Source organism: Paracidovorax oryzae ATCC 19882, from assembly GCF_000687165.1.
Taxonomy (GTDB): Bacteria; Pseudomonadota; Gammaproteobacteria; order Burkholderiales; family Burkholderiaceae_C; genus Paracidovorax; species Paracidovorax oryzae.
Genome location: NZ_JMKU01000014.1, coordinates 86,515 through 99,293, shown reverse-complemented (window position 1 = coordinate 99,293; position 12,779 = coordinate 86,515). Strand labels below are relative to the sequence as shown.

Below are 12,779 nucleotides of genomic sequence, written 5' to 3'. Positions count from 1 at the left end.
CTGTCGCCATGAAGACCATCGACGAGATGCTGAACCTCGAGTTGCTCACCCCAGAGCAGCACCACCAGATCGACGCCTGGATCGCCCAGGCCGATTCGCCGGAGGACATCCTGCGCATGCCGGCGCCGCTCTGGCAGGCGGTCGAGCGCGCCAGCGAGGCCATGGGGGTCAATGCGGACCTGCTGCGCCCGCCGGCGCTCGACGCGGGGCACACCCTGTGAAGCGTGCCCCGCGGCGATAGAGCGGCTAACACGACCCAGCGAAGCGGTTCTGGCTAGGCGCCGTATCGCAGGCAGTACGGGTAGTACGACAAGATGCGGCAACGACGCCAGAAGGGTCGTGTTAGCCGCTCCTGGAGACCGCGTCAGCGCAGGCCGGTGCCAGCGCCCACGTCGCTCTTGCGCTCGATCAACTCGATCTTGTAGCCGTCCGGGTCCGTCACGAAGGCGATCACTGTCGTGCCGCCCTTGACCGGACCGGCCTCGCGCGTGACATTGCCGCCCGCGGCCTTGATCTTCTCGCAGGCCGCATAGGCGTCCGGCACGCCCAGGGCGATGTGTCCGTAGGCCGTGCCCATGTCGTAGCTCTCGGTGCCCCAGTTGTAAGTGAGTTCGATCTCGGCCTGGCCCGGGTTGCCGCCGTCGAAGCCCAGGAACGCCAGCGAGTACTTGTACTCGGGGTTCTCGGATGTGCGCAGCAGTTGCATGCCCAGCACCTGGGTGTAGAAGTCAATCGAGCGCTGGAGATTGCCAACGCGCAGCATCGTGTGGAGGAATCGCATGCGCCGATTGTGCCGCGAGATCGAAAACCTGGCGCTCAGCCGCCCACGGGCACGGTGTAGTTGAGCGTCATGCGCCCGCCGTCCACCGTGACGATCTCGCCCGTCACATAGCTGGCGGCATCGCTGGCCAGCCAGGCCACCACATCGGCGATTTCGCCGGGCTCGCCCAGCCGGCCCATGGGCGTGCGGCTCATGATGCGGGCGCGGGCATCGTCGCTGGTGAGCACGGCCTGCGCGGCCAGCTCCGTCGCGATGGTGCCCGGGGCCACCGCATTCACCCGCACGCCGCGGCCTGCCAGCGCCAGGGCCATCACGCGCGTGAGCTGGTTGATGCCGCCCTTGCTCACGTTGTAGCTGGCGATGGTGGGGATGGCCAGCACGCCGTTCACCGAGCTCATGTTCACGATGGCACCGCGGCCCGCCGCCGCCATCGCACGGGCCACCGCCTGGCCCACCAGGAACGAGCCCTTGAGGTTCACGCGCAGCACCGCGTCGAAGTCTTCCTCGCTCACGTCCAGGAAATCCGCCGCCCGGAAGATGCCGGCGTTGTTCACCAGCACGTCGATGCGGCCGTGGGCCTCCAGCACGCGGGCGACCAGCGCATCCACCTGGGCCTTGTCGCCCACGTCGCAGCGCACGTACAGCGCCTGCGCAAGCTCCGCGGCCAGGGCGCTGCCGCGCGCGTCGTCCACGTCGGCGACGACCACCCGCGCGCCTTCGCGGGCGAAGCGCCGCGCGCAGGCTTCGCCGATGCCCTGGGCGCCTCCGGTAACGATGCAGATGCGGTCCGCGTGGCCGAAGGAGACCGCGCCGGAAACGTGAAAGTTCGTATGAGCTTTGTGCATGGTGCGATGTTAGCGGGCGGCATCGCACTGCATGGTGCATCCCATGGCGTGCGGCGCCATCCGTTCCAGGTTTCATCGAGATGGCGAATGGTATGCATAACGTTCGCTCCCAGCACGACAGTACGCGGGCGCCCTTTTCGTATCCATACTGGCAACGCCCCATTCATCGGGGTGTTTTTCCAACCCAAAGGAGCAAACGAATGAGCACTAGCTTGGTTTCCAAAGACGACCTGGTCGAGCGCGCCCTGCGCCGTGCGCTGGCTGCATCCGACGTAGCACAGGCCACCCAGCAGCTGCAGGCAGAACTGGACGCCCAGACACGCCGCGAAGTCACCGACGTCTTCGTTGACGTCGTCACCGGGCCGTAAGCCTGCCGGGATGGGGGTCACCCCATCCCTTTCATCCATCCCGCCACATCCATGCAATCGACCATGCGCCCCCTGCAGGCATCGCTGATGCGCATCGCTGCCATCAGCGTGCGCCACCTGGTGGTGCTGCTGCGGTCCTGGCCACGATTGGTGGAGTCCGTGTACATGCCTACCGCCACGCTGATGCAGTGGGTCATCTTCAAGAACTACCTCAGCGCCAAGTCCCTGCCCACGTTGGGAAGCACATTGCTCGTTTCCTACCTCATGTGGGAAATCATCTTCAGGTTCAAGCAGGGCACTGTCATGTCGTTGTTCACGGAGATGTGGGGCCGCGCTCTGCCGCAACTCTTCACAACGCCTCTGACGCCGCTGGAAATGATGTTCGGATGTTTCATCGTGGGACTCGTGCGCGCGGTGCTCGGAATCGGCATTGCCGTGGCCGTCGCCCTGGGCGCAGGCTGGTCCGACTACATCGAGCTGCGCGGCTCCGTGCTGGTCGTGACCGTATTCGCGTTGATGTCTTCGGCAGCCGTGTCCCTGATCATGTCCGGTGTCATCCTGCGCTGGGGCATCGCCGCAGAGATTCTTTCGTGGGCCCTGGTACTGACGCTTGCCCCGCTGTCCGGTGTCCTGTATCCCACCTCCGCGCTTCCCCTGGGGCTGCAATGGGTGTCCGCACTGCTGCCGACGACCTACGTCTTCGACTGCGTCAGAGAGCTGCTCGCCACGGGGGCCATCATGGACGGCACCCTGACCATGGTCGCTGCCACCGCCAGTGCCTGGCTTGCCATCGGCCTGACGCTCTTTCTCGCGATGTTCGAGAACACCCGAAAAAGCGGATTGCTGGACGGAGGTCCCGTTGACTAGTTTCAGTCTGCACCATCCCGACTGGGCATGGGGCCTGTCCAGCGGCTGGCGGCGCTCGCGCTCCCTTGTCGAATCCTGCGACTGGCCGGATTTCGCATTTCGCCGGCGGGTCGTGCTCGGCATCTCCCTGCAGGCACATTTCGTGCAAGCGCGGGGCGCTGCCGCACAAGACGATGCGATGCGGCAGGTGGTCCGGTTGGGCGGCTTGCCCATCAAGGGAAAGGCCGTGCCGCCGTGCATGGCAGATGCGACGGGGCTCTCCAGCGGGGCGGGCTCCGCGCTGCTGCCCGGACCGTCGTCGAGTCTCAAGATCAAGCGATGCGGGTTTGCGGACCTCGGGCTGACTGGCGAGCACGTGGTGCCTGCGGGCGATGCGGCCCGCGGATGCGCAGACCTCGCCTTCGCGGGCCTCATGGGACTTTCAAGTGCTGCGGTGGAACTGCTCGTGGCCGAGCAATTGCGGGCGGAGGGGCTGCTGACGGCATACCGGCCCCTGGGAATTTTCGTGGTGACGGAGCCGCTCGATGGCGATCAGGGCCAGCACCGTTTCGGCGCAATCGTGTACGAGGCCAGCAGCGATGTGCGGGCGGACGAGGTCGTTCTCCAGGCCGCGTCGTGCGCACTGGCTGCTCAGATCGAGGCGCGCCGGCTGACATTCGACCGCCAGCGCAATCTGTTCATGGAGGTGCCTCAACGATGCGGTGGGGCACCAACCTCCTTTCGCTGCGACGAAACGCTCGTCGCGCAAACGGCCCAGGCGTCGGGTTCAGCCTATCGAAAGCTGCACGACGCCGGCTATGTCCGTGGACGCGGTAGTGCGTGGTTCGGCAATGACCTCGTCACTCCCGCCGGACGGATCGAGTTGATCGATTACGACGGAGGCTTTCGCAAACCCGATCCATCCGAACCCTTCGAACTGCTGTGCGACATCGAACTGGCCGAATACAGCGCCAGCACGATCGGCTACCTCTCATGGGGGCAGTCGCACGACATGGCGAAGCTGGCGCTTTTCTACGACCAGGAATTCCGCTCCGCGTACCGAGCGGCACGAGACCAGCGAGTGGACTGCCATCTGCTCAGACGCACCGTCGAATTGAACCGCCATGCCCATGCCACCCTGCGCGAGGCTTTGAAAAATGAAGACACCCCCTGACCGGAACAAGGTATTGATTCTCGGCGCATCCCGCGGCCTGGGCCGCAGCCTGCTGGGCGCCTTCGGCGCGGACGGCCACACCGTGACCGCCGTCGCCAGGCGCTTCGACGGCAACGACGCCGAGCAGGCCGGACGCATCCTGACCGCAGACCTCACGCAGGAGGCAGGACTGGCGTCGGTGACCGCCGATATGGAGCGGGCCGACTACGACTGCATCATCTATGTGGCGGGCATCTGGGAGCGGCAAGGCTTCGAGCGCGCTTCTGAACAGGAGGTTCGCGGCATCGTCGCCACGAACATCACGGCACCGCTGATCATCGGCCAGCGGTTGCTCGCGCTGTGCGCTGCAATGCCACCCCGCCGGCGCCACTATTTCCTTATCGGATCAACCAGCGGCCTCGACAACTCCGGCAGCACGTCATGTGCGTATGTCGCATCCAAGTTCGCGTTGCGCGGCCTGACGCATTCGCTGCGCGAACAGGGAAGGCCGTTGCGCCTGCATGTCACCTGCCTGTCTCCGGGATCGATCCGCAGTGACCAGAGCGGCCAGTCGTCCCACCCGGCGCGCATACCGCCGGACGACATTTACCAATTGATCCGCTGCATTCTCTCGCTGGACGACCCGACCCTGGTGAAGGAGCTCGTCGTCCCGGCCATCGAAGACACCGACGTCTAGGAGGATTCCATGCCGAACATCGCCATCATTCGTCCACCGCACACCTATCGGTACAACGATCTCGACGTGCGGGAGGACGCCATCATCTCCTACTGGCTCGGCTACCTGGACGCGACGGGATGCGTGGCTCCCAGGGTTTACGATTTCCACATCGATCGCACGCTGAGCCTGGAGAAGATCGTCGAAGCGTCCGCCGCGACGCACTACGTCGTTTCCTGCCGGGAAACGGGCGACAACGTGTTCTATGCATTGAGGATCGCCAGCGGCCTGCTGGAGCAGACCGATGCGCAGGTCATCCTCTACGGGCAGACAGGGCGGCTTCCGGACAACGGAGAGTTCCGGCGTCTCGGCACCGCATTCGGGGATCGGCTCCGGACATCGATCCACGACGAGCGGTCGCTTGCCAGGATGCTCGGGATCCCCGATGACGGCCCGGCCTTCGACGGTGATCTCCAGCTCAGGCCGTATCTGTCCACCCAGGCGGTCCAGCCTGACCATCTGCCTCGGGTCAAGGCCTCGATCGAGACGACACGGGGATGCCATTTCCCCTGCAGGTTCTGCTTCATCAACTCCGGGGTCAACTACCCGAAACGCTGGACGCGCAGGCCCGTCTCTCGTGTCCTGGCCGACATCCGGGCCTACTACGACCTCGGCGTTCGCCACTTCGTCTTCAACGACTCGGAGTTCTTCGGCGCCGATCAACGCGACTATCCGCAGATCTCCGAACTGCTGGAGAACATCGCGGCGAGCTTTCCTGCCATCGGCTTCAAGATCTATGCGAGGGCAGACACCTTGTCGAACTTCGGCGACTTCGCGTTGCTGAAGCGCGCGGGACTGGTGAGCGTCTTCATCGGTGTCGAATCGCTGCTCGACGAGGACCTCGCCGTGCTGAAGAAGAAGACCACCTCGGAGATTCTTCGTCGCACGATCCGCCACCTGGCCGGCAGCGGGATTTACATGGACCTGAGCTTCATCCTGTTCAACCGGAACACAACGCTCGAAAGCCTGGCCCTGAACCTCGATCGCATCGCCGAAATCTACGAGCGCAACCAGCGGTTCCTCGGCATGCCGTTCTTCTCGTTCAGTTTCGAAAGCAGCTGGAAGGCCGAGGATGCACGGCCGATGTCCCCGAGAACCTATGCGGCGCTGGACGTCGCCATCAAGGCGCCTGCTGCGCGCGGAGCGGTTTTCGATCCTGCGCTGGAACCACTCATGGAGATCTATCGACTGCTGGCTTACGAGTGGAGCGCAAAGGTCACCGAGCTCAATGGCCTGCGGCGGCATTGCACGCAGGGCGATCAGCAGCGCATCGAAGACTGGTTCAGCGTATTGCCCTACTTCTGCCTGGAAGCGATGCAGCACTTCCTGCAGCAGGCACGTGCGCGAGAGCTCACGCTCGACATGCTCAACAGCGCCCGGGACGAACTCTTCGACCTCATCGGCGGCTTCTACAAGCGGCTGCTGCCGCCTGCACTGTGTGCCTTCGCCACCTATGAGGGACATGCGAGCCAACTGGACTACCGCCAGGAGGTCCGGAAGCTCGAACCCGCCGAGTACTGGGACGATGTCATCCCGCCCATCCCCGCGGATTACTGGACGGGACACACTCAAAAATACATTTCGATCCATGCAGCCCGTTGACATCGACGAACTGTACGGCGCCTTCGCCGATGCCTACGCCCGTTTCTCGAAAGACCGCGATTTCACCGCCCAGATCCGGCGGATTGTCGAGATGCACGGTAGGCGTGCGGGCAGCCTGCATGCCCTGGAGCTGTTCGCCGGGCCTGCCGAACATTCCCGCGCGTTCGTTGCCGAAGGCTTCGGAGCGGCGACGGCTATCGACAGCGCTCCCGCGATGGCCGAGCTGGCTGCCGGTGCCGCGCCTTTGCGGTACCTGATCTCACGCCTGCCTTCTCTGCCGGAGGAGGTCGGGGCGGGCTCCATGGACATCGTCATCGCTCCGCGGTATTCGCTGGGCTACCTTTCGAACGATGAAGCAGCGACCCTGCTGCATGCCTGCGCGAACGTCCTGCGCCGCGATGGCCTCTTCGTCGCGGAGCTGCATGACCCCCGGAAATTCCTCAATCACCTGGATGACCTGGACATCAAGACGCGGCGATTCCACACGGCTTCCGGTGCCCGGGGCAGCGTCGAGTGGCCGTTCGGGCCGGTCCGCCTCCGGCAGGAAGGCTGGATCGCGGAGATGGATGTCCGGCTGGAGGTGGATGACCACCCCGAGCCGCGGATCTTCACATCGGTGGAGCACCTGCATACGCAGGAGTCTCTGCGGTTCGCCTGCCGGGGCGTGCCTCATGTCGCGTTCGCGGAGGCGCCGTTGTCGGTCGAGGAGTTTCCGGGCTCGTTGCTCGCCATCTTCAGAAAGATCGCCTGATCCCGCGATCCGTATCCACCACGAAGGAGGAAATCTTGCGATACCAATACGATAGGCCCCTGCATCGCAGCGAAGTCGTTGTTTGCGCGGCGTTCCCGGCCGACGGCAGCCGTGAGCAGTTGCGAAACAAGCTGTTCGAGAACTCCGACAAGTACGGGTTCTCGTTGTCCACCTGCCTGTTGGGGGAGGGCGGGCAGCCACCACCGTGCGACGTGCGCCATTCGCTGGCCATCATCGTTGCCGACAGGCCGTTCGACACCACTGTCGAACCTGTCATCGCCCGCCACCTCGAGAGCTACACGCAGGTCAGCATCGCACTCGCCTATAGGGACGAGGCCGAGATGCTGTCGATGCGCGACACGATCGAGGCGGCGAAGGTCAGGTACGCGGATCGCGTGAATTTTCTGCGGCCCGACCGCTTCGACGCATCGCGTGCCTGGGTGTCCGACCAGAAGATCGCGGACAACAGCGTGTGCGACTCGGTCCGCATCAAGTATGCGGCGCAAAGGCAGCCCGGCAGCGTCGAACTCACCCCGCGCGAGCGCAGATTCTTCGAGCAGGCGTCCCGCATGTTTGACGAGCACCACCTCTACCACCGGTCGGCCTCGGACGGTTACTTCCTGGTGCGTCGCGGCGACGGTTTCCTGATCACCGCCACCAAGACATACAAGGATGGGCTGGATCTGCGGCGGATCTCCTGGGTGACCGGCTATGACCGCGTCCGCAACGCCATCCAGTATGTCGGAGATTTCCTCCCGTCCTCCGATGCCGTCGAGGCAGCGGTGCTGCTGGAAAGACGGGCCGATGTGACCGCCGTCATCCACACGCATGCGAGCGACCGCTGGACACGCAATGCTGCATACGCCGAGTGGTGCCGTGTGCCGGAGATGCCTTATGGCGAACCGGCCCTGGGCGATGTGCTCTCCGAGCAGATCACGAGCGAGGGCGAGGGCTTCGTCATCATGGAAGAACACGGAGAAGTGTTCTGGGGCCGCGGCCCCGCAGCCGACACGCGGTTGCTGGATTTCCTTGCCGGCTGCTGCGAGCGGAGCGGGCCGCGCAAGCAGGATGGCCTGCCCGGGAAGGCGCTTTGAGCCGCGCCGTCCGTGGACGCCTCAGCGGTGCGTACCACCGGTGACGCAGATCGCCCTGTAAACGCCATCGGCCAGTTCACCGATCCGGGCGAGCGTGTCGCTTGCGAGCGGTTCAGCCATCACGTCCCGCTGCATCGGGATCTCCAGCACGATTGCGGGGCAGCCATGGGTCTGGTGGACGTGGTAGGCGCCCAGACCGCGTGTGAGCCCGCCTGGAGCTTCGTCGTAGGTCGCGAGCGGTGCACCACCGAGGGCACGTTCGAGCGCCAGCTTGAACGCGCGCTCGCGCTGCGCCGCCGGCGACGCAGGCGCCGCGTTCACCGCTCCCAGGTGCAGGTAGGGCTGCGCGCACTGCTCATCGGCATGGACATCCAGGAAGAAGTGGCATCCCAGTTCCCTCATTCCATCGAGCAGGTGGCCGACCTCCCTCGGTTGCCCCGGCACGCCCCAGCACCGGTTCATGTCGATCCCTTGCCCGTTCAGCCGGGACGTGCCGAGGCGGCAGCCTTCCGGATTGGCAACCGGCACGACGGCCCATGTCCAGGGCGGCACGGGGCTGTCGGCGTGGATTCTTGCCTGCAATGCCTGCGCGAAGTGCGAAGCCAGCGTTTCCACGGGGTGCTGCCTGCAGACGACCCAATGGGTGGTCTCCGGCCGGCCGGCCGCTCCACGGAGCACGGAGATTCTTGGCAGCTCGGCTTGCTCCGGCCTGTCGAAAATCCACTGCCACGCCGTGGTGGCGGCAGCGGGCGCGGAGTAAGGGATCGAATGGGCGATCTCGACTTCGGTCGTCTCCTTGTCCAGAGTGAAAGCCAGGCCATCCTGGTCGATCGCCCGGCCATCCAGATTCCGCCATTCGCCCGCAGGCAAGCGGGCCACCGCGGTCATGCGCGGCGTAGGTTCCGCAAAGAGCAGTTCCCCCGCGTTGGTCAGGACCACACGGTCGAAGCAGTGGCTGCTGGAAATTCTCCAGTGGAACCAGCGCCGGTCTGCCAGGGGCTGGCTCTGCAGCCGGGCAAAGACGGTGCGGCCATGCTGCGCCATGTGTGATGCGGTGCCATCGAAGCAAAGCCCATTGGAAACCATGACGATACGTCCTATTGTGTTGCGCGGACTCGGAAAGCGCTATGGCAACCACGTTGCCGTCCACGGTCTCGACCTGGAGGTCGACAGCGGCAGGTGCCTTGGACTGATCGGCCACAACGGCGCCGGGAAGACCACATCATTGTGCATGCTGGCAGGCCTGGTCGTGCCTACCTGCGGCACGGCAACGATCCTGGGAAAGAATATCGCGAAGCGGCCGAAGGACATCCTGGCGAGAATCAATTTCATGTCCGCATACATGGACCTGCCAGGCGGGCTGAAAGTCCGGGAATTGCTGCTGCTCTTCGCTCGCCTGTACGGTCTGGATCGCGTCCGGGAGCGGGTGGAGCAAAGCATGACCGACTTCGGGGTCGATCCGTCGCTCGGGGACCGGTTCGTCAACACGCTGTCGGCCGGTCAACGGGCCAAGGTGCTGCTTGCCAAGGGATTCGTGAACGCTCCGCAGGTCGTGCTGCTGGACGAGCCCACCGCGGCGCTGGATCCGGTAAGTGCCAGATCCGTACGGGCATCCATCGCCAATGCCAAGCGGATCGGCGGCACCACGGTCGTGCTGGCCTCGCACAACATGCGCGACATCGGCGAGTTGTGCGACGAAGTGCTGTTCATCGCGCGAGGCCGCGTCGTCGCTTATGGCGCGCCCGAGGTGCTCAGGCAGCGGTACGGCTGCGCGGACCTGGACGAACTCTACATACGGCTGTCCACCTCCGAGGCCTGGCCGGTGCCCGCGAACCCGTAGGGAGCGAACCGGCTGTGGTGCTCGTCCACCTCCAGCGCGCGGCCCACGTAAGGGAATGCGCGCTGGGGGCAGGCTTCGCGCTCGCACACCTTGCATCCCATGCCGATGGGCGTGGCCGCTTCAGGGCCCTGCAGGTCCAGGCCCTTGGCGTACACGAGGCGCGGCGCATGCCGCACGTCGCAGCCGAGCCCGATGGAGAAGGTCTGGCGCGGCGAGCCGTAGCCGTGCTGTCCGCGCGAGACGGTGCGCGCGATCCAGAGGTAGCGCCGTCCATCCGGCATCGCCGAGAGCTGGGCCAGGATGCGCCCGGGCTGGCCGAAAGCCTCGTACACGTTCCACAGCGGGCAGGTGCCGCCCGTGCGGCTGAAGTGGAAATGGGTGGCCGATTGCCGCTTGGAGATGTTGCCGGCCCGGTCCACCCGCACGAAGAAGAACGGCACGCCGGGCGCGCCCGGCCGCTGGAGCGTGCTGAGGCGGTGGCAGACGGTCTCGAAGCCGACCCGGAAGCGCTGCTGCAGCAGCTCGATGTCGTAGCGCAACGCTTCTGCGGCTTCCAGGAAGGGGCCGTAGGGCAGGAGCAGGGCGCCAGCGAAGTAATTGGCCAGGCCGATGCGGGCCAGCTTGTGCGATGCGGCATCGCCGGCGAACTGCGGCAGGTCGATCAGCCGGTCGATGGCGCCGGCATGCTCCAGCAACGCCAGCTGGGTGCCCAACTGGAATGCCCGCTGCGCATCGTCCAGCCCCGGCGCGAGCTGCAGGATCTGGCGCTCGGGAGAAAAGCTGCGCTTGCTGTGCCGGGCATCGTCCGCGCGCTCGACGCGCACGCCCCGTTGTCCGAGCCGCCGGACCAGCCATTCGGCCAAACTTCCGCCTTCGGCGCGGGCTTCGGCTGCCAGGGATTCGGCGACACGGTCCAGCGCATCGAAGTGGTTCTGGTGGGCGAAGAAGAAGTCCCGCACCACTTCGAACGGCATCGCGACGGGCAGGGCGGCGTCCGGGCGTCCGTCTCCGAGCCGCAGCGACAGCATCTCGTTGCGCTCGACGGCCTCGAGTTGGCGGCGATGCAGCGCCAGCACGGCGCGCCCGAGTGCCGGCATCTGTGCCGCGACCTCCTGCAGCTCGGGCAGTGCGATGGGCTCGGCGGCGTCCGCCAGGGCCTGCCGGAGCCCGGCGACGAGCCGCGCCTCTTCGTCCTCGGAGAACTCCTGGATGTCCACCCCGAGCGTGCGGTGAATCTTCAGCAGTACCGATACGGTGAGCGGCCGCTGGTTCTGCTCGAGCTGGTTCAGGTAGCTGGGAGACAACCCGAGCGCATGCGCCAGAGCGATCTGCGACAGCCCGTGCTCGGCGCGCAGCTTGCGCAGCTTCACGCCCATGAATGTTTTCTTCATCGCATGTGTTCCAGGTATCTCGTGGTGGTTCGCAAGATTCGCAACCGCAAGCAGCTTGTTCGCAAAAATTCGCTTTTTCAGCCCTGTTCCAGCGACCAGGTTCTGCGTAAATTGCGAATCATGCCAACACCCCAGAGAACTGTCGAATGGCGGGCGAACCCATCGACCGTTCCTGCCTGAACTGGAGACACACCCATGAGCATGAGCACCACGACCGCGGAAACCGGCACCGTCGCCGCCTTCAAGCCCAAGAAGTCCGTCGCCCTCTCGGGCGTCACTGCCGGCAGCACGGCGCTGTGCACGGTCGGCAGGACCGGCAACGACCTTCACTACCGCGGCTACGACATCCTGGATATCGCCGAGGTCTGCGAGTTCGAGGAAATCGCGCACCTGCTGGTGCATGGCACACTGCCCACGCGTGCCGAACTGAAGGCCTACAAGGCGAAGCTGAAGGCCCTGCGCGGCCTGCCCGACGCCGTGGTCGGCGCGCTGGAAGCCCTTCCCGCGGCGGCCCATCCCATGGACGTGATGCGCACCGGCGTGTCCGTGCTGGGCTGCGTGCTGCCCGAGAGGGACGACCACAACCTGCCCGGCGCCCGCGACATCGCGGACCGGCTCATGGCGTCGCTGGGTTCGATGCTGCTTTACTGGTACCACTTCTCCCACAACGGCAGGCGCATCGACGTGGAGACCGACGACGACTCCATCGGCGGCCACTTCCTGCACCTGCTGCACGGCCAGCCGCCGGGCGACGGGTGGGTGCGTGCCATGCACACCTCGCTCAACCTGTACGCGGAGCACGAGTTCAACGCATCCACCTTCGCCTCCCGCGTGATTGCCGGCACCGGCAGCGACATGCATTCGGCCATCGCCGGTGCCATCGGCGCGCTGCGCGGCCCGAAGCACGGCGGCGCCAACGAGGTGGCGTTCGAAGTCCAGAAGCGCTACGACACCCCCGGCGAAGCCGAAGCGGACATCCGCCGCCGCGTCGAGGCACGCGAGGTGGTGATCGGCTTCGGCCACCCGGTGTACACCGTGAGCGACCCGCGCAACGTCGTCATCAAGGGCGTGGCCCGGCGTCTCTCGCAGGCGGCCGGTTCGACGAAGATGTTCGACATCGCCGAACGGCTGGAATCCGTGATGTGGGAGGCCAAGCGCATGTTCCCCAACCTGGACTGGTTCAGCGCCGTCAGCTACCACATGATGGGCGTGCCCACCGCGATGTTCACGCCGCTGTTCGTCATCGCGCGCACCAGCGGCTGGGCCGCGCACGTGATCGAGCAGCGCCTGGACAACAAGATCATCCGCCCCAGCGCCCACTACACCGGCCCGGAAGACCGCACCTTCGTTCCCATCGAGGCACGCGGCTGAG

Annotated in this window: 14 protein-coding genes; 10 read left to right on the top strand and 4 right to left on the bottom strand. The window is 65.5% G+C overall.

Annotated features, from left to right (window positions below; translation table 11 throughout):
* Nucleotides 1–8: 8 nt before the first annotated feature.
* A complete protein-coding gene (locus tag T336_RS0113625; protein ID WP_026432974.1) occupies nucleotides 9–221 on the top strand; it encodes a hypothetical protein in 213 nt (70 codons plus the stop codon).
* A gap of 143 nt (nucleotides 222–364) precedes the next feature.
* On the opposite strand, the gene gloA is transcribed toward T336_RS0113625, so the two are convergent.
* On the bottom strand, nucleotides 365–781 hold the full coding sequence (gene gloA / locus T336_RS0113620; protein WP_019700228.1) for a lactoylglutathione lyase: 417 nt from the start codon (nucleotides 779–781) through the stop codon (nucleotides 365–367).
* Nucleotides 782–816: 35 nt separating this feature from the next.
* Nucleotides 817–1,626 (bottom strand): SDR family NAD(P)-dependent oxidoreductase, encoded by an 810-nt coding sequence (locus T336_RS0113615; protein WP_026432973.1) that lies wholly within the window; start codon nucleotides 1,624–1,626, stop codon nucleotides 817–819.
* A 200-nt stretch (nucleotides 1,627–1,826) separates the two neighbouring features.
* Here T336_RS0113615 and T336_RS26700 point away from each other — a divergent pair, with 200 nt between their 5' ends.
* The 7 genes from T336_RS26700 to T336_RS25195 are packed head-to-tail and all read left to right on the top strand — an operon-like array spanning nucleotide 1,827 to nucleotide 8,176.
* Nucleotides 1,827–1,994 (top strand): hypothetical protein, encoded by a 168-nt coding sequence (locus tag T336_RS26700; protein ID WP_017438123.1) that lies wholly within the window; start codon nucleotides 1,827–1,829, stop codon nucleotides 1,992–1,994.
* A 51-nt stretch (nucleotides 1,995–2,045) separates the two neighbouring features.
* A complete protein-coding gene (locus T336_RS0113605; RefSeq protein ID WP_244883945.1) occupies nucleotides 2,046–2,861 on the top strand; it encodes an ABC transporter permease in 816 nt (271 codons plus the stop codon).
* A complete protein-coding gene (locus T336_RS25200) occupies nucleotides 2,854–4,014 on the top strand; it encodes a hypothetical protein (RefSeq protein WP_244883943.1) in 1,161 nt (386 codons plus the stop codon). The genes T336_RS0113605 and T336_RS25200 overlap by 8 nt, the downstream gene beginning before the upstream one ends.
* On the top strand, nucleotides 3,998–4,690 hold the full coding sequence (locus T336_RS0113595) for an SDR family NAD(P)-dependent oxidoreductase (RefSeq protein WP_035207278.1): 693 nt from the start codon (nucleotides 3,998–4,000) through the stop codon (nucleotides 4,688–4,690). Before T336_RS25200 ends, T336_RS0113595 begins: the two co-directional genes overlap by 17 nt.
* 9 nt (nucleotides 4,691–4,699) lie before the next feature.
* Nucleotides 4,700–6,331 (top strand): B12-binding domain-containing radical SAM protein, encoded by a 1,632-nt coding sequence (locus tag T336_RS0113590; protein WP_026432971.1) that lies wholly within the window; start codon nucleotides 4,700–4,702, stop codon nucleotides 6,329–6,331.
* A complete protein-coding gene (locus tag T336_RS0113585; RefSeq protein ID WP_019700234.1) occupies nucleotides 6,318–7,082 on the top strand; it encodes a class I SAM-dependent methyltransferase in 765 nt (254 codons plus the stop codon). Before T336_RS0113590 ends, T336_RS0113585 begins: the two co-directional genes overlap by 14 nt.
* Nucleotides 7,083–7,117: 35 nt before the next feature.
* A complete protein-coding gene (locus tag T336_RS25195) occupies nucleotides 7,118–8,176 on the top strand; it encodes a class II aldolase/adducin family protein (RefSeq protein ID WP_035226017.1) in 1,059 nt (352 codons plus the stop codon).
* Between the two features lie 21 nt (nucleotides 8,177–8,197).
* Here the strand turns inward: T336_RS25195 and T336_RS0113575 are convergent, their stop codons facing one another.
* Complete coding sequence (locus tag T336_RS0113575) at nucleotides 8,198–9,262, bottom strand: M14 family metallopeptidase (protein WP_244883942.1); 1,065 nt, start codon at nucleotides 9,260–9,262, stop codon at nucleotides 8,198–8,200.
* Here T336_RS0113575 and T336_RS0113570 point away from each other — a divergent pair.
* Nucleotides 9,261–10,016 (top strand): ABC transporter ATP-binding protein, encoded by a 756-nt coding sequence (locus tag T336_RS0113570; RefSeq protein WP_035226014.1) that lies wholly within the window; start codon nucleotides 9,261–9,263, stop codon nucleotides 10,014–10,016. The two genes, T336_RS0113575 and T336_RS0113570, sit on opposite strands and share 2 nt — an antisense overlap.
* Here the strand turns inward: T336_RS0113570 and T336_RS0113565 are convergent.
* Nucleotides 9,965–11,407: a short-chain fatty acyl-CoA regulator family protein gene (locus tag T336_RS0113565; RefSeq protein WP_026432968.1), complete on the bottom strand. Its 1,443-nt coding sequence runs from the start codon at nucleotides 11,405–11,407 to the stop codon at nucleotides 9,965–9,967. The genes T336_RS0113570 and T336_RS0113565 overlap by 52 nt on opposite strands.
* A 201-nt stretch (nucleotides 11,408–11,608) precedes the next feature.
* Here T336_RS0113565 and prpC point away from each other — a divergent pair, with 201 nt between their 5' ends.
* A complete protein-coding gene (gene prpC / locus T336_RS0113560) occupies nucleotides 11,609–12,778 on the top strand; it encodes a bifunctional 2-methylcitrate synthase/citrate synthase (protein WP_026432967.1) in 1,170 nt (389 codons plus the stop codon).
* Nucleotide 12,779: the final 1 nt, after the last annotated feature.